Source organism: Rhizobium changzhiense (assembly GCF_013087625.1).
GTDB lineage: Bacteria > Pseudomonadota > Alphaproteobacteria > Rhizobiales > Rhizobiaceae > Rhizobium > Rhizobium sophorae.
The window spans coordinates 554,136-575,626 of the sequence record NZ_JABFCQ010000004.1 but is presented as its reverse complement, the minus strand read 5'-3'; the positions used below and the strand labels follow the sequence as shown (position 1 = coordinate 575,626).

20 protein-coding genes and 3 pseudogenes are annotated in these 21,491 nt (G+C 59.7%); 10 read left to right on the top strand and 13 right to left on the bottom strand.

Going from position 1 to position 21,491, the window contains the following annotated elements; all coding sequences use genetic code 11:
• Positions 1–95 precede the first annotated feature (95 nt).
• Both G9X68_RS22935 and G9X68_RS22930 read left to right on the top strand, forming a co-directional pair.
• A pseudogene (locus G9X68_RS22935) lies at positions 96–1,160 on the top strand (tetratricopeptide repeat protein); the annotation flags it as partial.
• 98 nt (positions 1,161–1,258) lie between these two features.
• Positions 1,259–1,471 carry a hypothetical protein gene (locus tag G9X68_RS22930; RefSeq protein ID WP_171604352.1) on the top strand — a complete coding sequence of 71 codons (213 nt, stop codon included), beginning with the start codon at positions 1,259–1,261 and terminating at the stop codon, positions 1,469–1,471.
• On the opposite strand, the gene G9X68_RS22925 is transcribed toward G9X68_RS22930, so the two are convergent.
• The 6 genes from G9X68_RS22925 to G9X68_RS22900 all read right to left on the bottom strand — a co-directional run bounded on the left by G9X68_RS22925 (position 1,472) and on the right by G9X68_RS22900 (position 7,688).
• Positions 1,472–1,867 (bottom strand): DUF1236 domain-containing protein, encoded by a 396-nt coding sequence (locus G9X68_RS22925; protein WP_003542187.1) that lies wholly within the window; start codon positions 1,865–1,867, stop codon positions 1,472–1,474. It lies immediately after the preceding gene.
• Positions 1,868–1,987: 120 nt separating this feature from the next.
• Positions 1,988–3,097 carry an ABC transporter permease gene (locus G9X68_RS22920; RefSeq protein WP_171604351.1) on the bottom strand — a complete coding sequence of 370 codons (1,110 nt, stop codon included), beginning with the start codon at positions 3,095–3,097 and terminating at the stop codon, positions 1,988–1,990.
• A gap of 1 nt (position 3,098) precedes the next feature.
• Positions 3,099–4,226 carry an ABC transporter permease gene (locus G9X68_RS22915; RefSeq protein WP_171604350.1) on the bottom strand — a complete coding sequence of 376 codons (1,128 nt, stop codon included), beginning with the start codon at positions 4,224–4,226 and terminating at the stop codon, positions 3,099–3,101.
• Positions 4,223–5,980 carry an ATP-binding cassette domain-containing protein gene (locus tag G9X68_RS22910; RefSeq protein WP_171604349.1) on the bottom strand — a complete coding sequence of 586 codons (1,758 nt, stop codon included), beginning with the start codon at positions 5,978–5,980 and terminating at the stop codon, positions 4,223–4,225. The genes G9X68_RS22915 and G9X68_RS22910 overlap by 4 nt, the downstream gene beginning before the upstream one ends.
• Complete coding sequence (hlyD, locus tag G9X68_RS22905) at positions 5,977–6,990, bottom strand: secretion protein HlyD (protein ID WP_171604348.1); 1,014 nt, start codon at positions 6,988–6,990, stop codon at positions 5,977–5,979. Before hlyD ends, G9X68_RS22910 begins: the two co-directional genes overlap by 4 nt.
• Complete coding sequence (locus tag G9X68_RS22900; RefSeq protein ID WP_171604347.1) at positions 6,987–7,688, bottom strand: CerR family C-terminal domain-containing protein; 702 nt, start codon at positions 7,686–7,688, stop codon at positions 6,987–6,989. Before G9X68_RS22900 ends, hlyD begins: the two co-directional genes overlap by 4 nt.
• Before the next feature lie 439 nt (positions 7,689–8,127).
• On the opposite strand from G9X68_RS22900, the gene G9X68_RS22895 reads away from it, so the two are divergent.
• The gene (locus G9X68_RS22895) at positions 8,128–8,280 is read left to right on the top strand and encodes a hypothetical protein (RefSeq protein ID WP_009988813.1); all 153 of its coding nucleotides are present in this window, start codon (positions 8,128–8,130) and stop codon (positions 8,278–8,280) included.
• A gap of 265 nt (positions 8,281–8,545) precedes the next feature.
• On the top strand, positions 8,546–8,854 hold the full coding sequence (locus G9X68_RS22890) for a hypothetical protein (RefSeq protein WP_206679825.1): 309 nt from the start codon (positions 8,546–8,548) through the stop codon (positions 8,852–8,854).
• Between the two features lie 32 nt (positions 8,855–8,886).
• Here G9X68_RS22890 and G9X68_RS22885 read toward each other — a convergent pair whose 3' ends face one another.
• Positions 8,887–9,903 (bottom strand): NAD-dependent epimerase/dehydratase family protein, encoded by a 1,017-nt coding sequence (locus tag G9X68_RS22885; RefSeq protein WP_171604345.1) that lies wholly within the window; start codon positions 9,901–9,903, stop codon positions 8,887–8,889.
• Positions 9,904–10,185: 282 nt separating this feature from the next.
• Here G9X68_RS22885 and G9X68_RS22880 point away from each other — a divergent pair, with 282 nt between their 5' ends.
• The gene (locus tag G9X68_RS22880) at positions 10,186–11,142 is read left to right on the top strand and encodes an endonuclease/exonuclease/phosphatase family protein (protein ID WP_171604370.1); all 957 of its coding nucleotides are present in this window, start codon (positions 10,186–10,188) and stop codon (positions 11,140–11,142) included.
• 37 nt (positions 11,143–11,179) lie between these two features.
• Here G9X68_RS22880 and G9X68_RS22875 read toward each other — a convergent pair whose 3' ends face one another.
• The 3 genes and pseudogenes from G9X68_RS22875 to G9X68_RS22865 all read right to left on the bottom strand — a co-directional run.
• Positions 11,180–11,485 (bottom strand): hypothetical protein, encoded by a 306-nt coding sequence (locus tag G9X68_RS22875; RefSeq protein ID WP_171604369.1) that lies wholly within the window; start codon positions 11,483–11,485, stop codon positions 11,180–11,182.
• A 119-nt stretch (positions 11,486–11,604) separates the two neighbouring features.
• Entirely contained in the window at positions 11,605–13,032 is a 1,428-nt protein-coding gene (locus tag G9X68_RS22870) for a mannose-1-phosphate guanylyltransferase/mannose-6-phosphate isomerase (RefSeq protein ID WP_171604368.1), read from the bottom strand.
• A 42-nt stretch (positions 13,033–13,074) separates the two neighbouring features.
• Positions 13,075–14,496, bottom strand: a pseudogene (locus tag G9X68_RS22865) (phosphomannomutase); the annotation flags it as partial.
• Between the two features lie 237 nt (positions 14,497–14,733).
• On the opposite strand from G9X68_RS22865, the gene ung reads away from it, so the two are divergent.
• From ung to G9X68_RS22850, 3 genes are all read left to right on the top strand, one after another.
• The gene (gene ung / locus G9X68_RS22860) at positions 14,734–15,435 is read left to right on the top strand and encodes a uracil-DNA glycosylase (protein WP_171604344.1); all 702 of its coding nucleotides are present in this window, start codon (positions 14,734–14,736) and stop codon (positions 15,433–15,435) included.
• A gap of 135 nt (positions 15,436–15,570) precedes the next feature.
• Positions 15,571–16,503: a VOC family protein gene (locus G9X68_RS22855; RefSeq protein WP_171604343.1), complete on the top strand. Its 933-nt coding sequence runs from the start codon at positions 15,571–15,573 to the stop codon at positions 16,501–16,503.
• An 11-nt stretch (positions 16,504–16,514) separates the two neighbouring features.
• Positions 16,515–17,120 (top strand): alpha/beta hydrolase, encoded by a 606-nt coding sequence (locus tag G9X68_RS22850; protein WP_171604342.1) that lies wholly within the window; start codon positions 16,515–16,517, stop codon positions 17,118–17,120.
• Between the two features lie 104 nt (positions 17,121–17,224).
• Here the strand turns inward: G9X68_RS22850 and G9X68_RS22845 are convergent, their stop codons facing one another.
• Positions 17,225–17,467, bottom strand: a complete 243-nt coding sequence (locus G9X68_RS22845) for a KTSC domain-containing protein (RefSeq protein ID WP_003542164.1) — start codon at positions 17,465–17,467, stop codon at positions 17,225–17,227.
• 295 nt (positions 17,468–17,762) lie between these two features.
• Here G9X68_RS22845 and G9X68_RS32430 point away from each other — a divergent pair.
• Positions 17,763–17,870: pseudogene (locus G9X68_RS32430) on the top strand (TolC family protein); the annotation flags it as partial.
• A gap of 159 nt (positions 17,871–18,029) precedes the next feature.
• Entirely contained in the window at positions 18,030–18,821 is a 792-nt protein-coding gene (locus tag G9X68_RS22840; protein ID WP_171604341.1) for a metallophosphoesterase, read from the top strand.
• A gap of 220 nt (positions 18,822–19,041) precedes the next feature.
• Here the strand turns inward: G9X68_RS22840 and G9X68_RS22835 are convergent, their stop codons facing one another.
• A complete protein-coding gene (locus G9X68_RS22835; RefSeq protein WP_171604340.1) occupies positions 19,042–20,370 on the bottom strand; it encodes a UDP-glucose dehydrogenase family protein in 1,329 nt (442 codons plus the stop codon).
• Between the two features lie 266 nt (positions 20,371–20,636).
• The gene (locus tag G9X68_RS22830) at positions 20,637–21,239 is read right to left on the bottom strand and encodes a transglutaminase-like cysteine peptidase (protein ID WP_171604339.1); all 603 of its coding nucleotides are present in this window, start codon (positions 21,237–21,239) and stop codon (positions 20,637–20,639) included.
• Positions 21,240–21,491 lie beyond the last annotated feature (252 nt).

The window sequence follows — 21,491 nt, the reverse complement described above, 5'->3', positions numbered from 1 at the left end:
CCACATCGGACACCTCGTCACAACCATCGAGCCCAACGAATGCAGCAACTACTTCGCCAATGCCGGATACGCTTCCGTCAAAACCTGAAAGGCTCTATTCCGCCTTCGTTTACAAGGGACACAGCATCGACGTGCGAGAGGTGGCCAAGGAATTGGGAGTACGCTACCTGCTCGAAGGCAGCATCCGGCGGGAAGGCGCGCAGGTGCGCATCAATGTACAATTGGTCGATGGCGTGACGGCGACCAATCTCTGGGCCGATCATTTTGAAGACGGCATCAGCCGCATCTTCGCTTTCCAGGACCATATCACCGAACGCGTCGCCTCGATCGTCGAGCCGGCGATCGAGATCGCCGAAATCCAGAGGTCACGACGCGACCGGCCGAACAGTCCGGCGGTTTACGATCTCTATCTGCGTGCGCTTGCCGCGATCATCGACGAGTCGATCGAAAGCAACGCCGCCGCCTATGCCTTGCTGCGGGAGGCGCTCGCCATGGAGCCGGAAAATGCGATGCTGCTTTCCCATGCCGCCTGGGCGCTCGAACACCGCATTACCATGGGCTGGCCGCGGCTTGGAGAGGACGACAAGGCGGAATGCATCGGCCTTGCCCGTCGCGGGCTTCAGCATTCGGCGGGCGATCCCCGCGTCATGGCTCATTGCGGCATGGCGCTGTTGCAGGTGGGCAAGGATTATGAAGGCGGCATGGCCGTGTTGGAGGCCGCCGCGGCCGCCAATCCCAACGATCTTCTGGTGGCGGCCTGTTCCGGCATTGCCGCCTTGCATTGCGGCGATATCGAACATGCGCTCGAACGCCTGCATCGCGCGGTGAGATTGGGACCTCGCGATCCGGATGCGCGTTTTTCGCTGACGGGCATCGCCATGGCTGAAATCTTCCGTGGCAATTACGAGGCAGCACTTTCATACGCGTCACGTTCGCTGGCGCTCAATGCCCATTTCGACCCGACCTACTGGATGCTGATCGCCGCACATGCGCATCTCGGCAATATGGAGCGGGCGCGGCAGTTCCTGCGCGCGCTCGCAGCGATTGCACCTGATGTAACGCTGGAAGGCATTCTGGCAGGTCAACCGGCCAAGGATCCCCAGCGTTTTGCGCCGGTTCTGGAAGGGCTGGCGCGGGCCGGCATGCGGCCGCGCCCATAGGCCTTTGCAAGTTTTTGCAGCTTTTAGTCGGACTTTAAGGACCCAGCCCCGTCGCTTCGGCCACGCTGATCCCATCAGTCAGGATGGAGGATCGGCTCATGCTTTCCAGCATGCATATTCTATCTCTCAAACAGGGCCAGCTTTACGGCGACCGAATTCCGATAGAGGCGCTGCCACAGGGGTTTACGTTGCCACGGCACCTTGTTGTACTATTCTCGCTGATCGTCGGGTGGCCCGAGCGCATGAAAAAAAGCCCCGCCGAAGCGGGGCCGGAAGTTGCCGAGCCGCAACAGGCGGCTTCGGTTGCCTGATTATTCTATCACCTGCACCACGCGGTGGGTGCGGGGTTCGACAATCACGTGTTGATTGTTGATGACCGTATAGGCATATTTCGGATTGTCAGGCACCGGCGTCACGACGACGTCTGCCGGAAGCGGCTTGCCGACGACAATTGGTTCCTGGACGACCACTGAAGCGGTCGGGGCCGGCTGCTGCTGGACATAGGTGACGACCTCGCGCGGCGGCGGATCGACAACGGCACCGGCGACACCGCCGGCCACGCCGCCAATGGCAGCACCCACGGGGCCGCCGACGATTGCGCCGGTGATGGCGCCGCCGGCTGCACCGGTGACGGCTCCGTCAGCCAGCGCATTGGTGGCGAGCGACGAAAGCGCAAGGGCGCTGGAGACAAGTAGGATCTTGTACATTTTGCTTCTCCTTTACTGGGGTTGCGCTTGGGTAACGACCGCGTCAATCCGAGGTTCCGGCAGGAGAGAGTCACGCTTTGGAAGGCCGGTTCACATTCTGTGAGGCGGCTGAAGCATTGGTTATTCCAGCCGCCGGCGGAAGAGCCAAGCGGCGGCGCTAAGGGTGACGGCAGCAATCAGCGCCAGCGGGATCGTCTGGTTCACCACCTCGCTCAACGGGATATCCTTGAGGAAAACGCCTTTGACGATCACCAGGAAATAGCGCAGCGGATTAACGAGCGTTACCGGCTGCAGCCAGCCCGGCATGTTCTCGATCGGTGTCGCGAAGCCGGAGAGCAGCATGGCTGGGACCATGAACAGGAAGGCGCCGAGGATCGCCTGCTGCTGTGTCATCGACAGCGCCGAGATGAAGAGGCCGAGGCCGGCAACCGAACCAAGATAGAAGATTGCACTGCCGTACAGCAGAAAGAGCGAGCCGCGCAGCGGCACTTCGAAGAGGAAGACGGCGGCCAGGATATAGACGGTGATGTGGAAGAGGCCGATCATCATCGGCGGGATCAGTTTGCCGATCAGGATCTCGTGGATGCGTAGCGGCGAGACCATCAACTGGTCGAAGGTGCCGAGTTCGCGCTCGCGGGCGATCGACAGCGCCGTGACGATGAGGCCGATCAGCAGCGCGATGCTGGCGATCAGGTTCGGCACCATGAACCATTGATAGGTCAGGTTCGGGTTGAACCAGTTGCGCGGCACTGTCGAGACGATGTCGGCACCGGCACGTTTGCCGGCCGGCGTCTCGGCGGCAAGCGCCGCCCCGATCTGCGAGAGATAGCCCGCGACGATCTGCGAGGCGTTGGAGCGGCGGCCGTCGAGCACCACCTGCAGGTTGGCCGGCGTACCGGCCTCAATATTCCGGGAAAAGTCCGGGCCGATCTCGACGACGGCAATGGCCGTCTGGTTGTCGATCGCCACCCGGACCTCCGCCTGGCTTCCTGCAATCTCGATTTTCCGGAAGGTCGGCGAGCCATCGATACGCTCGATCAGTTCCTGGCCCCAGTGACCATTGTCGCGATTGAGGATCATCACGTCGACATTGCGGACTTCGAGCGTCGCCGCATAGGAGAAGACGAGAAGCTGGACGATCGGTGGGCCAATCAGGATAGCGCGGCCCTTGGGATCACGCAGGACGGCGAGCAGCTCCTTGACGATCAGGGCGTAAAGCCTTGTCCACATCTCAGCCGATCCTCTTTCTGGTGCTGCGGGCCGCCAGCACGAACATGATGGCGCCGATCGTCAGCATCACGCCGATTGCCTGCAGAAACATCGGCCAGATGTCGCCGGCGAGGAACACCGTCTGCAGGCTGGGGATCAGGTAGCGCGCCGGCACGATGAAGGTGATCCACTGGATCACGGTCGGCATGGAATTGATCTCGAAGAGGAAGCCAGACAGCAGGAAAGCCGGGAGGAAGGCCGAGATCAGCGCCAGCTGCGAGGCAAGGAACTGGTTCTTCGTGGCCGTCGATATCAACAGGCCCTGGCCGAGCGCCGGGATCAGGAAAGCGGCCGACAGCGCGTAAAGAGCGGCGACGGAGCCGCGGAACGGCACGCCGAAGAGGAAGACCGCAAGCAGCACGCAAAGCGTCATCGAGGTGAGGCCGAGCAGGAAATAGGGCAGGATCTTGCCGGCGAGCAGTTCGACCGCCGTCACCCGTGTCGCCATCATCGCCTCCATTGTGCCCCGCTCCCATTCGCGGGCGACGACGAGCGAGGTCAGAAGCGTGCCGACCAGCGTCATGACGATGGCGATCGAGCCGGGAACGAGGAAATTGCGGCTGGTCAGTTCAGGGTTGAACCAGAAGCGCTGCTCGACCGAAATGGCGGGACTGTGGGAGGCGACGTCCGCCTGCCTCTGCCGCTCCCAGTTGGCAACAGTGCCTTGGGCATAATTCTGCACAAAATTCGCCGTGTTCGGTTCGGAGCCATCGACGATCACCTGGATACCGGGCCGGTTGCCGGCGGTGTAGCGCGTGGTGAAATCGGCGGGGATGACGACGATGCCGCGCAGCTTGCCGAGCACGAGGTCTTCCTCGAACAGACGACGGTCGCGGCCGATGGCCACATCGAAATAGCGCGAGGCCTGGAAACTGGCCGACAGATCCTGCGTCAGCGGCGTCATCCCCTCGGTCACCAGGCCGATGCGGGTGCGGGTGGTATCGAGTGAGACGCCGTAGCCGAAGAGAAAGAGCAGGATCAGCGGCAGCACGAAGGCGATGAGGATACTGCTCGGATCGCGGATCGCCTGAAAGCTTTCCTTGCGCACCAGAGCTGAAAGACGCCGAAGTCGACCGGAGGAGGCGCTCATGCGGCATCCTCCGCTTCCGATTGCTGTACGAGGGCGATGAAGGCGTCCTCCATCGTCGGGTTCGGCAGCTCCTTGGTCGCGACGCGGGCCTTCAATTCATCGGGCGAGCCGAGCGCGATCGAGCGGCCGCGATAGATCAGCGAGATGCGGTCGCAATATTCCGCCTCATCCATGAAGTGGGTGGTGACGAGCACCGTGACGCCCTTTTCGACCAGGGCGTTGATATGCGTCCAGAATTCGCGTCGGGTGATCGGATCGACGCCGGAGGTCGGCTCGTCGAGGAAGAGGGCGCGCGGCTCGTGCATGACGGCGCAGGCGAGCGCCAACCGCTGTTTCAGGCCAAGCGGCAGGTCCTTGGCCGGCTGGCTGACATGGCGGCCGAAATCGAAGATGCCGGCCATGAGATCGATGCGCTCGCGCCGGTGTCTTCCGCGAAGGCCATAGACACCGGAGAAGAATTCGAGGTTCTGCATGACGGTCAGATCGCCATAGAGCGAGAATTTCTGCGCCATATAGCCAAGCTGGTTGCGGGCCTCGGCGGCATCGCGGCGAAGGTCGAAACCGGCAACGCGACCTTCGCCGCCGGTCGGCTTCAGCAGGCCGCAGAGCATCTTGAAGGTGGTGGATTTGCCGGCGCCGTTCGGGCCGAGCAGGCCGAAGATTTCGCCGCGGCGGATATCGAAGCTGATATTGTCGGCAGCGGTGAAATCGCCGAAGCGCTTGGTCAGCCCCTTGGCCTCGATCACCGGCCGGTCGTCCTCGCCTTTCGTCGGTTCTTGCGCCTCGGCCAGTCTCGATCGGCCGCCAGGACCACCACCCAGCATGTCGATAAAGGCATCCTCGAAGCGCGGCGGGGCAGGGGTGAGCGTTGCGCCATCGCCGGCCGAGCCGATATCCGGTTTCTTGTCCTTGGCGGCGACGAGGCGGATCGCTTCGCCCTGGATCACGCCGTCGATGACGCCATCGGCCTGCAGAAGCCCGGCAAGCACCTGCCGGCGGCGCCCTGTCATGCCCGAGACGCGAAAAACTCGGTCGCTGACGCGGCCGGTCATGTCGGCCGGTTTTCCCGAAAACAGCAGCTTTCCCTGGTTCAAGAGCAGCACATGGTCGCAGGCTTCAGCCTCGTCGAGATAGGCGGTCGACCAGAGGACGCCGATACCTTCCTTCGTCAGGTTCTCGACCATCTTCCAGAGGTCGCGGCGTGAGATCGGATCGACGCCGACGCCAGGCTCGTCGAGCAGCAGCAGCCGCGGCTTCTTCAGAAGCGCGCAGGCGAGGCCAAGCTTTTGCTTCATGCCGCCGGAGAGCTTTCCGGCGAGCCTGCCGGTGAAACGCTTGAGATCGGTAAAGGTGAGCAGCTCGTCGAAGGCGCTTGTGCGTTCGCTCTTCGGCAGGCCGCGCAGATCGGCATAGAGATCGAGATTTTCCTGCACCGAAAGGTCTTCATAGAGACCGAAGCGCTGCGGCATGTAGCCGATCGCCGCCTGGATGCCGGCGGCATTCTTGCGCGTGTCGGAGCCGAGAACCTCCATCGTTCCCGTGTCGGGCAGCATCAGGCCGGTCATCAGGCGGATCAGCGTCGTCTTGCCGGCGCCGTCAGGGCCGACGAGACCGGTGATTGCGCCGCCGCCGATCACGCCGGAGACGGCGTCAAGGGCGGCTGGCGCATCGCCGAAGTGCTTGGTGACGCCGTCGATCCGGACGAGCGGCTTGTCGTCCCAACCTGTCTGGGGGCCGGTTTCGGCGGCGGTCATTGTCCGCCTGCCGTCGGCGTCGGAAATCGCACGGTGACCGGCATGCCCTGGCGCAGATCCAGGCCGGGCTTATCAATGACGATCCTGAGGCGGTAGACGAGGTCAGTCCTCAGTTCCGGCGTTTCCACCGATTTCGGAGTGAATTCGGCAACCGGCGAGATGAAGCCGATCGTGCCTTCATAGGGTTTGTCGGGCGCGGTATCGGAGGTGACCGCAACCTTCATGCCGGGATGGATGCGGCCGAGATCGGGTTCGGCGACATAGGTGCGCACCCAGACGGGTTCTGTCAGCGACAACACGAAGACGGTGTCGGCGGGGGAAACGATGGCGCCGTTCTCCCGCACACGGGAGAGGATCACGCCGTCGTTTGGCGCGCGCAATTGGGTATCCTCCAGCGAGGTGCGGGCCGAGGCGAGCGTTGCCTGAGCCGCCTTCAGCTGGGCGTCGGCAGCGTCGATATCCTCGACACGAGAACCTTCCAGCAGCAGTTTCAACGCCTCGTTGGCGGAGTCGGAGCGTGCGGCGGCCATGGCCCTTGCAGCGGTCGCCTGATCAAGGCTTGCCTCGGAAATCGTGCCCTGCGGGCGCAACTGGCGGGCGCGGTCATAGGCGAGATTGGCATTGCGGAGATCGGCGACACTTTCGTCATAGGCGGCGCGTGCCTGGGCGATCTCGGTCGGCCGTGGACCGGCCTTCAGCTTGTCGAGCGTTGCCTGAAGGGCTGCGACATTGGCTTCACCCGAGCGGACCGCGAATTCATAGGGTGCTGCATCGAGCTTTGCCAGAACCGTTCCAGTTTTGACGACGTCGCCTTCGTCAGCATGGAGTTCGGCGAGACGACCGCTGACACGGAAACCGAGCGATACCTGGCGGATATCGACATTGCCGTAAAGGACGAACTCGCGGCGGGCCTCGGGCCACCAGCCTAGCTTTTCGTGCAGGCCGTACCACCAGGCAGCAGCACCCGCCGCAACGAGAAGAAGGATGACGAGGGGAAGGACGCGTTTCATGCTGCACTTCCTCTCGATGCGCCGATGGCATCGACCAGCTCTGCGGCAAGGCCGCGCACGGTTTCCACCTGTTGCGGGCCGACGCCGTCCCACTCCATCTGGGCGAGCACGGCTGCATGGGCGACACGAAAGACGAGGATGCTGCCGAGAAGGGTGAAGGTGCGCAGGCGCACATGTTCCGAGGCGGGATCCTCATCGAGGATAGCGCCGATCAGCCGCCGGCCCATCTCGATCATCGGCCGCATGAGGCCTTGATAGACCCGTGTGAAGGCTTCGGTCGGCTCCATCTGCTCGCGGATCAGGAAGCGCGCCCAGGATTCGGATTCCTTGCCGACGAACAGTGTCACCATGGTCTGCAAAATCTCGGTCAGGAAATGGCGAGCCTCCGCTTCACCAAGCGGTTTGCCCGCAGCGTCGAGTGCCTGTAGATGCGCGCCGACGCGCGCCCTCATGTCACCGACATGGGTATTGATCCGCATCATCAGATATTCGGCGGTGGCGATATAGAGACCTTCCTTACTGCCGAAATAATAGGGGATTGCCTGCAGGTTGACGCCAGCGGCTTCCGTGAGTTGGCGTGTCGAAGCACCGTCGAAGCCATAACGGCCGAAGACATCGAGGGCGGCGGACAGCATCTTCTGACGCGCGATCTCGGCACGGGCGGAGGCCGGTGGCTGGTTGTCGTGTTCTTGGGTCATAACAGTTTATAACGCCGCCATGTAAATAAGTCAATCGATTGATATATTAGGAGGGTCCTATCATTGTTTTGGTGCCTTCGCTGCAAGGGCAAGAACGTGACCTCGCTCACTGCGGGAAGCGTGGTCTATTTGGGGATCGAGATGTGCCGTTGAGGGTTTCAGCATCGATGGGATCAGGCGATCTCAGCTGTTCTGAAAAGCGTCCGGAAGAAGGCAAAGAGACCCGTGGGAACGGGTCTCTCAGGGTTCTCGGGGTGGGAAGAGGAACCAAGCCTCGGGGTCGGCTGCTAACAGGTAGCGATACAATATCGCTAATTTTCACGACACTAATATGTCTGCTGCCGACCGGCCGCAAAACAAAAAGTCCGCCACTTTTTCGTGATCCCTGCGGCTATGTTTTGACACAAAACTGCCTTGCTCTTTCCGTATCGCCGGTTCGATGCGTATTCAGATTTATATTATCGCGCTGCTGCTCAGCGCCATCATGTGGTCGATCTCGTTCGATGCGGCACGAGAATCCTATCATGCCGCGCAAAGCGCGGGGTTGATGCCGAACCTGCACATCAACAAGAAGCTGGATCGCATTCTATAGACTGCGATGCAGCGTCCAGGTCAGCGGTACAATTCGCCGATGTCGCGTTCTTAACATCGGGCCGGCGATGTATTTTTCCTATGCGCTCTCGAGCCTTCCGGACAGAAAATCAAATTTCGTAAAATTTGACCGATCTGCTTAAAAGCCCTGAAAATACTGATGTGTAGAGTGGTCTCATGAAAGCGACCGAAGCGTGGACAGACGCATCGATCGTTTGGAGCCGGGCAAACCGAAAGCCCGTCGATCCGCAAACGGGGACTTCAACATGCACAGAACTCTTGCCGCCATCGCCTTGACCCTGACCATCACTGCCGCCGCCGAGCCGGCATTCGCCATCGGCCCCGCCAGCCTTGCCCGCGACCTGATGTACACCTCCGCCATCGGTCATGCGCCCCAAGTGCCGTTGACGACCCGCGCCGGTTTCGTGCGCCCAGGCGTTCCTTTCGTCCTGCGCAGCCCCGCTACGGTGGAGGGCTACCGGCTCAAGACCTATTCGCAGAACCTGACGGTTGTCGTCGACTATGTGTTTTCAAAGGCGGTCAACGTCGTGAACGCGGTGACGTTTCTTCACTGACAGAATCGACTGGAAACAGTTCAGCAAATAAGCTAGGCGTCGAGCTCGCCGCGCACATCGAGATACCACTCGACGAAGGCCTTGACGCCGACCTCCAGGGTCGTATCCGGCTTGTAACCCGTCAGCGCGACGAGCAGATCGGGGGCCGCGAAGGTACGCGGCACATCACCCTTCTGCATCGCCAGCATCTTGCGGATGGCAGGACGGCCGAGCGCCTTTTCCACCGTTTCGACGAAATCCATCAGGCTGACCGGCTGGCCTCCGCCAATATTGACGACACGGAAGGGCGCCTGGCGCGAAAGCGTTTCGACAGCCGTGTTTTCGAGACGGTTTTCCTCGCTCGGGCCGATTGCCGACAGTCTGACGATCGCTTCAACAAGATCATCGATATAGGTGAAGTCACGGCTCATGTTGCCTTCGCCGTAGATCTCGATCGGCTGGCCTTCAAGCATGTTCTTGGTGAATTTGAACAGCGCCATGTCGGGTCGGCCCCACGGGCCATAGACGGTGAAAAAACGAAAAGCCGTGGTCGGAATCTTGTGAAGATGGGCATAACTATGCGCCATTAGTTCCATCGATTTCTTCGTCGCCGCATAGATGGTCAGCGGCTCGTCGGCGCGGTCGGTCTCGCGAAAGGGGACGGTCGCATTGGCGCCATAGATCGATGATGTCGAGGCCAGCATCAGATGGCGGATTTCGACGCGACGCGCGATTTCCATGATATTCCACGAGCCTTCGACGTTCGAACGGAGATAGGCCTCGGGATTTTCCAGACTGTAGCGCACGCCGGCCTGTGCGGCGAGGTGTATCAGGATGTCGGGCTTGGCCGCCAGAACAGCCGCTTCCAGCGCTGGCCGGTCCTCGAGCATTGATATGACGGGTTTGAAGGCCGGAAACTGGGAGAGTGCCGCATGGCGCATCTCCTTGAGCTTGACGTTGTAATAGGGAGTGAGGCCATCGAAGCCTGTGACGTCATGCCCCTCTTGCAGCAGGCGCCTGGCCAGATGAAAACCGATAAAGCCGGCAGTCCCTGTAATGAAGTAGCGCATTCCCACCTTTTCTCGACTTCCTGCCGACGGCAAAGAGCCGATTCCGTATCAAGTGACCCCACTTACAAGATAAAAAGAGGCCGAGTCGATAGGTCTTTGAACGAGAAGGCCACAGCACCCTCTCCACTGTCGGCGGCCTGTCCGCCGCTGCCTTGCCCGGATAAGGGCGAGACTATCGATATTGTCTGTCGGTCAGCCGCAATTCCCGGCCGCTATGCTGCATTGCAACATGGTGGCTTGCATGTTATGGCCGGCCGGTCGTCTGCAAGCAGGTCAGGATCGATGAGAGATATAATTTATTGGATTCTCTGCGCGTTTCTGACCGTTGCCATCGCTGTCGTGTCGTTACGCTATGTCACGAACTTCTGGCTTCTGTCCTTCGTCTACAGCTTTCAAATTCACCTCGGCGTCGTGTTCGTCGCTGCCAGTCTCGTCGTTCTGGCTATCAAAAGACAGATTTACGGCTTTATCCTTCTGATTGCCTCGCTTTTTCTCATCGCTCACGGCGTCATCATGCTGTGCGAGTTCTCGGAGGGCGACAGAGGCACCGACAGGCCGCCGCTTTTTCGTCTGATGTCGTTCAACATCGCGATCGACAACTGGAAAAACTCGACTGAAATCACCGACATGGTGATCGCGTCGAATGCCGACGTCGTCAATCTGCTCGAAGCCAAGCCGCTAACGTTTCACCTGCAGCGATTATTCAAGGCCTATCCCTACCATATCGGCTGCGATAGCGGGAAGGATACATGCGATACGCTGGTGCTGTCCAAACGCCCGTTCGTCCGCCGGCAGGTCGCAAATATGGGCAGCCTGCGAAAAAACAGGCTCGTTATAGCAAGCGTCGACTTCGGAGGCGAGACCATCAATCTGGTTTCGGCGCACCTGACCAAACCATACTTCGACGATTTCCAGATGGCTGAATTGGAAGATCTCGCCAAAGCGCTTGGCTCGATCGATGGCCCTCTGGTGCTGTCAGGTGATTTCAACTCTTCGGCGATCGCCCCGAGCATCCAAGCTTTCCTGCGTGAGCAGAAGCTGAAAACGATCACGCCAGAACCGGCAACATGGCCGATCGGCGCCGGCGCGCTCGGGATCGCCATCGACCACATATTTGCGCGCGCGCCGCTTCATCTGACATCGCTGAAACGTCTCGATGACAATCTCGGCTCGAACCATTCGGGCCTGGTCGCCGACTTCGTTCTCGACAAGGACGGCGAAACGTCTCCGGCAAAATGACTTTGCCTGGGGAAGGAAATCTTGCCGGGGCCGCAGATCAGAATCTGGTTCGGCCGCCTTTTTTGTCGATCATCTGAAACCTCTTGCCGTCGGTCTTCACGTTGACGCAATCGGTCTTCTTGCTGGGGAACAGGACGCACACTTGGCCATTGGTTATCTTGTAGCCATTCTTATTGCCGTCGCGATATTCGTAGCCGTTCTTGGCTTCTTTCAGTTCGGACGTACCGGGCAGGTGCTGGCGAATTTCCGACTCGTTTGCGGTTCGCATGCTTGCCGTTTCGGCAAACGCCATTCCCGGCGCCATGATTGCAAGAAATCCGGCGAGGACGGGCAAGGTACGCATCAGGGGGATATCTCCGGTCATGTCTGTCGGTACATCCATTCTACGAGAACCCCAAGAGGAAATTCAACAGCGAGGATGGTCGCGCCGGAAAAGGCCCGACCATCGCTCCGGCTGCGATTTTACGTTCTTCCAAACTCATCGACGATACGGATGATGTCGTCCTCGCCGAGATAGGAGCCCGTCTGAACCTCGATGAGCTCGAGAAGAATCTTTCCGGGGTTGGCGAGGCGGTGGACTTCGCCCAGCGGAATGTAGACGCTTTCGTTCTCACGCAGCATACGCACGTTCTCGCCGACCGTCACCTCAGCCGTTCCCTTGACGACGATCCAGTGTTCGGAGCGATGGTGGTGTTTTTGCAGCGAAAGCTTCTTGCCCGGCGTGACGAAGATGCGCTTCACCTGGAAGCGATCGCCGTTGAAGATGGAGGTATAGCCACCCCACGGGCGATAAGATGTCGGATGGGTTTCGGCGAATTTCGCCGTGGCGGACGTAGAGGCCAGCATCTTGACCAATTGTCCGACATTCTGGCTGTCTTTGAGCGGTCCGACATAGACGGCGTCTTCGCTGGCGATGACGGCGACATCCTCCATGCCCTGGACGGCAAGATGCACGCCATGGGTCATGACGAGCGAGTTGCGGGTATTGACGACAGTGGTGTTTGCGGCGGCGACATTGCCGTTGTCGTCGCGGGCGCCTGATTTCCAAACTGCATCCCAGCTTCCCATGTCCGACCATTTGAACGGCGAGGGGACGACGGCGGCCTTGGAGGTCTTTTCCATGATCGCGTAATCGATGGAGATGTCCGGGCTCTTGGCGAAATGGTCGGCGTCGAGGCGGGTGAAGTCGAGGTCACGGCTTGCCTTCGAAACGGCCTTGCTGGCCGCCTTCAGCACATCGGGCGCATATTCCTGCAGTTCGGCGATGAGTTCCGCCACCGGGAACATGAAGATGCCGGAGTTCCAGTAAAAGCCGCCGTCGGCGAGCATCTGCTCGGCCTTATCGAGTGCCGGCTTTTCGACAAAGCGCTTGACCTTGTGCGCACCGTTTTCGAGGGCATCGCCGATCTCGATATAGCCGTAACCCGTCGCCGGCTCCGTGGGGGTGATGCCGAAGGTTACGAGCTTGCCGTCGGCAGCGGCATCGCGGGCGATGCGGATGCAATCGAAATAGCTCTTGTCGGCAAGGATCTCGTGATCCGAGGCGAGCATCTGGATGATGGTGTGCTTGCCGAAGAGGTCGGCGGCAAGCGTTGCGGCCGCGGCCACCGCTGCGGCTGTATTGCGGGCGACCGGTTCGAGCAGGACCGCTGCGAGCGGGATGGCGCGCTCGCGAGCCTGTTCGGCGACCAGGAAGCGGAATTCCTCATTGGTGACGACGATCGGGGCTTCATATAGTTCGGGATCGGAAACGCGCTCGAGAGTTTCCTGAAATAGCGTCTTGTCGCCGACGAACTGGATGAATTGTTTCGGTGCGGTGGCACGAGAAAGCGGCCAGAGCCGCGTGCCTTTGCCGCCGGCCATGATCACGGGAACGATTTTCTGCGTCATAGGCGGGTTCCTTGAAATAAACGGCTTGTTCGTCGCATATTGCCGGGCGCCTGCCCAGTCCCTTATTCGATCGAGCCCTGTATTCAGCAGGTCCCGGGCTGCAGCTTCGCTGCCGGCCTCCGTGTAGCAGCGCATTTCCGGCGCATTGCCGGACGGGCGGAAATGAATGATGCCGCCATCCCTTAGCGTCACGCGAAGTCCGTCGATGTCGGATTTTGTCGCTACCTCGCCGATCGGCTGCAGGAAAGCCGAGAGATTTTCTTCCGAAGCGCGCAGATGCTCCATCAACGCTGCACTCGTCTCCAGCGGAAAATTCTCAAGGCGATCGGCGGCGGCAAAGGGCAGGTGATAGGAGGCGGCAGCCGCAGAAAGCGGCTGCCTGCGAATGGCAGCGAGCGACAGGATCGCGAGCATCGGGATAAAACAATCGCGCGTCGGCAGGGCGCGCACGGCTCTGCCGTTGATATCGAAAGGGGTTGCAGTCAGCAGCCCGCCATTGGCTTCAAAGCCCATGACATGATCTTCGCCGGCTGCTACGGCCTCTTCCATGCCAGCGATGACGAAGGGCGAGCCGACGCGGGTGCGCCTGACGGTGAAAGAGCCCGCGGCCTCGATGCCCGAATTGGAGGTAACCGGTGTCACCACCGTGCCGGCTCGCAAGAAATTGGCTGCCACAAGGCCGAGAAGGTCACCGCGCAGCGGCGCGCCGGTTTCGTCTGCGACCAGCGGCCGGTCGCCGTCGCCATCGGTCGAGACGATCGCATCGAACTTGTGCTCGGACACCCAGCGCTTCATCAGCGTGATCGTCTCGTCGGAAACGGCTTCGGTGTCGACGGGAATAAAGCTCTCCGAACGTCCGAGAGCGGTGATCTCGGCGCCGTAATGGGCAAGAACGTCAACCAGCAAATCGCGAGCGACGGTGCTGTGCTGGTAGACGCCGATCCTCAGGCCGGAAAGCGCACCTTGCGGAAGCAGAGCTGTATTGCGTTCAAAAAAGAGCTGCCGGCAAGCGGCCTCGTGGTCTTCCGTCTCGGCCGGTGCTTGTATGACCGTTTCGCCGTTTCGTTCGATCTCGGCGGCCAATGCGGTAATCGCCGCCTCGTCCGATTTGTCGATCTCGCCATCCGGCCGATAGAACTTGATACCGTTGCGGTCCGCCGGAATATGCGAGCCCGTGATCATCAGGCAGCCGGCGTTTCTTTCAAGGCCATAGAGGGCGAGTGCAGGTGTCGGTACATTGCCGCAGTCGAATATCCGGAAGCCGAGCGCAGCGAGTGCATCGGCGCAATTTCCCGAGATTTCAGGGCTGGAATCGCGAAAATCGCGGCCGATCAGAATGGCATCGCCAGCTTTGGCCCTACCAGTTCCGAGCAGATATTTGCCGAATGCCGTGGCATAAAGGGCGGAGGCATGTCCCTTTAGATCCACTGAAAGTCCGCGAAGGCCGCTCGTGCCGAATTTCATGGGAAGACATGGCTCCGATTTCACGATCAAAGTTCTACTCAGGCCGCCTGCCGGCGTAAATACCGAAGCTATCATATAGTTAAATACGGACGACGGTGCCTCGGACAGCTTCGCAATCTTCTCCCACCGAATTCTGAATGTGTGGCCCCATTGCCGCGCCGGCAGGCATTGCAGCGGAGATCGATTTTGTTAGAACCGTGTGTCCGTTGTTTCGTCATATGCGAAGGATTTTCCTAGATGAGCGATACATCCGTCAGTCTCGAGGAGAGCTGGAAGGCCGTGCTGGAGGGGGAGTTTTCAAGCCCCTACATGCAACAGCTCAAATCCTTCCTCGTTGCGCAGAAGCAGGTCGGCAAGCGGATTTTCCCCAAGGGCAGCGAATATTTCCGCGCCCTCGATTTGACGCCGATCTCCAACGTCAAGGCCGTCATCCTCGGCCAGGACCCGTATCATGGAGTCGGGCAAGCCCATGGGCTGTGTTTCAGTGTCCGGCCGGGCGTGCGCATACCTCCCTCGCTGGTCAATATCTACAAGGAGATGGAGACGGATCTTGGCATAGCGCCGGCACGTCACGGTTTTCTCGAACATTGGGCAAAGCAGGGCGTACTCCTGCTGAACAGCGTGCTGACCGTCGAGGAGGGGCAGGCGGCTGCTCATCAGGGCAAGGGGTGGGAACGCTTCACCGACGCCGTCATCCGCAAGGTCAACGATGAATGCGAATCCGTGGTCTTCATGCTGTGGGGTTCCTATGCCCAACGCAAGGCCGCCTTTGTCGATACGACGCGGCATCTCGTGCTCCGGGCGCCGCATCCCTCACCGCTTTCGGCCCATAACGGGTTTTTTGGCTGCGGGCATTTTTCGAAGGCGAATGCCTTTCTACAGTCGCGCGGACGTGCGCCGATCGACTGGCAATTGCCGGCCGATCCCCATGGGGCGTAGGTGTGAACGGACTTTGGCGTTCGTTCACTAAAAGAAGACAATGCGTTTTGGTCTACGGGTCTGTTCTACGGGAGTTTCAGCGCGCATCTTAGCCTCATCGAAAGCCCGCAACGGCGGGTATGAAAGGGGTTTGACATGCTCGATCAGATCAAGGGTCTGCACCACGTCACGTCGATGGCGCAGGATGCCCGCACCAACAACCAGTTTTTCACCAATGCGCTCGGCCTGCGACGCGTCAAGAAGACGGTGAATTTCGACGCGCCGGATGTCTATCACCTCTATTATGGTGACGAGACCGGTGCGCCCGGCACGGTCATGACTTATTTTCCGTTCCCGAAGATGGCGCAGGGCCGTCCCGGTACCGGCGAAGTCGGCACGACGGTGTTTTCCGTCCCGCAAGGCTCGCTCGGCTTCTGGAGCGATCGCTTTGCCGCGCTTGATGTCGGCGGCCTTAAGGCCGAGGAAAGTTTCGGCGAAAAACGGCTGAACTTCTCCGGCCCCGATGGCGACGGCTTCGCGCTCGTCGAGGTCAAGGATGACGCCCGCCAGCCCTGGACACATGGCGGCATCAACGAGGATCATGCCATTCGCGGCTTCCACTCCGTCGCCATGCGGCTGAGGGACGAAGGCGCCACCGCCGAACTCCTGAAGTTCATGGGCTATGAGGTCGGCGAGGAAAGGGACGGCGTCAAGCGGCTGATCAAGCCTGACGGCAACGGCGCGCATCTCATCGATCTCGAGACCATGCCGAACATTGCCCGTGCGCTTCCCGGCGCAGGCTCCGTCCACCACGTCGCCTTCGCCGTCGAGAACCGCGAGAAGCAGCTCGAAGTGCGCAAGGCGTTGATGGACACCGGCTATCAGGTCACGCCGGTGATCGACCGCGATTATTTCTGGGCGATCTATTTCCGCACGCCGGGCGGCGTGCTGTTCGAGGTCGCGACCAATGAGCCCGGCTTCGACCGCGACGAGGATACGGCCCATCTTGGCGAAGCCCTGAAACTGCCGCAGCAGCACGCCCACCTTCGCGCGCTGCTCGAGCAGCATCTGCAGCCGCTCGAAGTGTGAGGAGAGGCAACATGACCGAAACCGGATATGTGCACCGGCTGCATGCCGGTGCACCTGATAAACCCATCCTGCTGGTGCTGCACGGCACCGGTGGCGACGAGAACCAGTTTTTCGACTTCGGCCGGCGCCTGCTGCCCGAAGCGACGATTCTCTCGCCGCGCGGCGATGTTTCCGAACACGGCGCGGCGCGGTTCTTTCGCCGCACCGGAGAGGGGGTCTACGACATGCCCGATCTCTCACGCGCGACGGAGAAGATGGCCGCCTACGTCAAGGCATTCGCTGACGAGTACCAAGCTTCCGATATTCTCGGCCTGGGTTTTTCGAACGGCGCAAATATTCTTGCCAATGTCCTGATCGAGAAGGGTATCTTCGATGCCGCGGTTCTGATGCACCCGCTCATTCCGTTTCAACCCGCAGCCCAGTCGACGCTGGCGGGAAGAAAGGTGCTGATGACGGCCGGGCAACGGGATCCTATCGCGCCCGTCTCGATGACCGAGGCGTTGTCCGAACATCTGAAAAACCGAGGGGCGGAGATCAGGGTGGTCTGGCATCCCGGCGGTCACGAGATTGCGCCGCTCGAGATCAATGCGGTCCGCGATTTTCTCGGCGGTTACTGACGGCGTGCACTGCCGGTCGGCGGGAGACTGGTTTGCGGGACCGGCGAATGCCGGTCCCGCATCTTTGTTGGAACAAGGATCCTATCGTCGTGATCGATAGGACATTAGGGGCGAGGAGGATATTTGCCCCTGATTGCCTTCATGTAGAAATTTCCCGGTGATTCCGCCATCGTCAACCCGACGACGACGCCCTTGGGAACTCCTTCATATTCTCGCCTCTGACCGTTGGTCAGATAGACCCGTAGATGCCGGCTGTCTTCGTCGTAGGTGATCGCCTCGATAAGTTTCGAATCAACCGCAGTTTCCACTTTGCACCCCGCAATTTTGGATCTGAGATTCCTGATCAAAAAATGTCATTCACACTCGCAACGCGCCATCATTATGCTGCGCCGCGGGGGCGTCAAGCATCATCTTCTTTAACGTTCATTTTTTCCTGATGGCTCTCGTTATAGTTGATTTTTACAGCTTTTTCGAAGGTCTCGCCTGTGGAAATCCGATACCTGTGACTCCTCCATTTGGGGAATATTAGCCGATAACGTCGCGAGAAACGCAATAATCGCCGGTTTAACGCCGGATTAACCGTCATATAGCAAACTATAGCGTATTATTAACCGCAGCACCCTCCCAAGTATGAATGATTACATCCGCAAGGCGGAGCGCGACCTCGCCGCTGCAACGGCCAATATCGGCGTTGCCGAGTCGCAGCTTTATCCGAGCATCGCTCTCAGTGGTTCGATCTCGCCGTCATTCGGCGAAGGAATATGTCACTCTGAATGTGGCAGGTTCGGGTACAACTTCGGTGGGGCCGCGATCAGGCCAAATTCTTATGAACACTGAGCCTCATGCCGTTGCAGCGATGGATAAGAGATGGATAGATTCGGACAACCCGCGTTCGGTCGGGTCTCATAAATGGGTTCCATGTTTAACTATCTAGCGCCATGGCGACAACAGATACCGATACTGTCCGGCAACCGTAAAAGACGCGCCCGGCTGACGTTTGCCGAAGGCGAATTCGCTGCGGTCTACGCGATGAGCGATGTTCACGGATGTTATAAGGAACTCGTCGAGGCACATCGCCGCATCGAGGAGGATGCTGCGCGCATTCCGGGGCCGAAGCTCATCGTCATGCTCGGCGATTATGTCGATCGCGGGCCTGATTCGAGCGCGGTGCTGGAGTTCCTGAGCAAGACCCCGCCGCCGGGGTTTCAACGTTTCGTCCTGTGCGGCAATCATGACGCGGAGCTAGTGAAGCTCTATCGTAAACCGGCGCGCATTCTTGAATGGCTCGGCTTTGCCGGGACGGAGACGCTGCACTCATACGGTATCGATATCGAGCGTCTGCTGCAGTCGGCGGCCGGAAGCGAAACGATTGCCCGTATCATTCGCAACATGATACCCAAACGGCATATCCAATTTCTGGAATCGCTGCCGGTCATGCTGCGGATGGGAAGAATCCTCTTTGTTCATGCGGGCATCAAGCCGGGCATCGACCTCAAGAGGCAGAAAGACAGCGACCTTATGTGGATCCGTCAGCCCTTCCTGGATGAAGGGCCGCAGCTTCCTGTCCTCGTGATCCACGGCCACACCCCGGCGCGAATCCCGACATTCGGTCCGCAACGCATCGGCATCGACACTGCGGTTTCGGCGACGGGCCGGCTGACCGTGCTGACGATAAAGGGGACGCGGGTCGGAATCCTCTAAAGCGCGTCTCGATCTTTCAGATTCGCTTGCCACGCTTTAGGTCTTTGGTTTTCCGCATGTCTTTATCGCAAAACCGCTGCACACTTTTGCGCGACTTGCTTTAGATCGGCAAGCATGATGTCGGCCGAAAACGCCTACACTTTTCGGCGTCATCCTCAAAACCAAACGCCGCGGGATTTGCGCTCCGCGGCGTCAGGACAATAAAGTTCAGGGGCCTATCTCAGGTGCCGGTCGCTTCCTGATAAAGGTTGGTGCCGATGCCGGTATAGGTAAAGCCGTGTTTGCGGACTTCGTCGCTGCGGTAGATATTGCGCAGATCGACCAGGATCGGAGCGCGCATCGACAGCTTCAGGCGATTGAAATCGAGCGCGCGGAACTGGTTCCATTCGGTGACGATGACAAGCGCATCCGCACCGGCGGCCGCTTCGTAGGGACCGCTCGCATATTCGATGTTGTCGATCACCTTGCGGGCGTTTTCCATGCCCTCGGGGTCGTAGCCGACCACTTGCGCGCCGTTGTCCTGCAGGGTCTGGATGACTGCGATCGCCGGGCTGTCGCGCATATCGTCGGTGTTCGGCTTGAAGGTCAGGCCGAGGATCGCGATCTTCTTGCCGCGAATGTCTCCGCCGACGGCCGAAATGACTTTGCGTCCCATCGCCCGCTTGCGGTTATCGTTGATCGAGATCGTCGTCTCGATGAGACGCATCGGCGCGTCGTAATCCTGCGCCGTCTTGGCAAGGGCAAGCGTATCCTTGGGGAAGCACGAACCACCGTAACCCGGGCCGGCATGCAGGAACTTGGAGCCGATACGCCCGTCGAGACCGATTCCGCGCGAAACGTCCTGGACGTTAGCGTCGACCCGTTCGCAGAGATCGGCGATCTCGTTGATGAAGGTGATCTTCATCGCGAGGAAGGCATTGGCCGCGTATTTGATCAATTCGGAGGTGCGGCGGGTGGTGAAGACCAAGGGCGCCTGGTTGAGATAAAGCGGGCGGTAGACTTCGGTCATGGTTTCACGCGCCCGGTCGTCGTTCAGGCCGACGACGATACGGTCGGGACGCTTGAAGTCTTCGATCGCCGCACCTTCACGCAGGAATTCCGGATTGGAAACGACGGCGACATCCGCCGCAGGATTGGTTTCGCGCATGATGCGCTCGACCTCGTCTCCCGTGCCGACCGGCACCGTCGACTTGGTGACGATAACGGTGAAGCCTTCCACATAGGTGGCAATCTCGCGTGCGGCGGCGTAGACATAGGAAAGGTCTGCGTGGCCGTCGCCGCGCCGGGACGGCGTGCCGACTGCGATGAATACGACATCGGCGCTGCGGACACTTTCGCCGACATCCGTCGAAAACGACAGCCGGCCGGTGCTGGTATTTTCCGCGACCAATTGCTCCAGACCCGGCTCGTAGATCGGAATGCGGCCTTCGCGAAGGGCTTCGATCTTACTCAGATCCTTGTCGACGCAGATGACGTCGTGGCCGAAATCCGCAAAGCAAACGCCTGAAACGAGGCCGACATAGCCTGATCCAATCATCGTGATGCGCATATTTCCCTCAAATCATTAGAGTAGAACGTCATGCTGCGTCGCAGCATGACGTTCGTCATAGTTAATCTGGGCGAAAAGACAATACCGAAGATCGCCTGGTACCCACATCGGAAATCGAACTGCGGGCACCGCAGCTTGCCGCGCGCTGCCCCGTCGATAGCCAAAACATAGATTTGTGTGGGCGATATGACAAGTCGAGCGGCTCGTCAGAGCAGGCTCGACTTCAATCCGGAAACAGGATCAATCAGTCTATGTCGCAGCCTCGGCTACGATAGCCGGTACCAGACATAAGGGTCTGTTCCCGATTGAATCTTGTCCCAGCGCAGATCGGTATCGCGCCAGTTCTTGATGCTGCTTTTCCTGTTGTCGAGGACGAGATCGCCCTTGTCGGTCCTGACGACGAGGACCGCATGTCCTTCACCGGAGGGCGTATATGCGGTCGCGATCCGCAAAGCGCGCGACGACCAGCCCATCGCTATCAGCCGGCTGCGCTTGGTCAATGCGAAATCTTCGCAGTCGCCGCTGCGCACATTCACCTTCCAGACGTCGCCATTCAGTTCGCTGCGGGAGTCGTTCCGGCCGATCATTGTACGATTGACCGTGCTGTTCACGTTTTTCAGCTGGAGCATCTGCTCGTCGGTGAGCGCAACGACCGAGAGCCCATTGTTGTCACGGCATTCGGCCGGGTTCTGGGCGCAGAACAATACCTGGGCGAAGGGTGGGATGATCTTGCCTTTTTCGGAGATATAGCTGACCGCCGAACTACCGTTCAGGCCGCGGGCGAAACCTGCGGGACCGGCGGCAAATGCCGAGCAGGCATTGCCTGCTGTAAAGGCCAGCGCCAGAAGTGTAACGAACGTTTTCTTCATCTGTTAAATCCCCGTTCAGGGCAACCGATTGAGATCAGGCTTGCCTTTTTTCTCGGTCAATGGCATGGCGATCTGATGATCTGCCAAGTATTGGGCGCAGAATATCTGTCCCGTCTCTGCTGCTTGGAGGGAGCATAGCCGGGCCTTGTCTCGATTGGCTTAAACCTTTCGCGACAATTTTAAACGATGTGGAATTCTGTTACACTTTAGCACGCAAGTGCTTGATGTTCAACTTATGTTAGTACGAGTAAA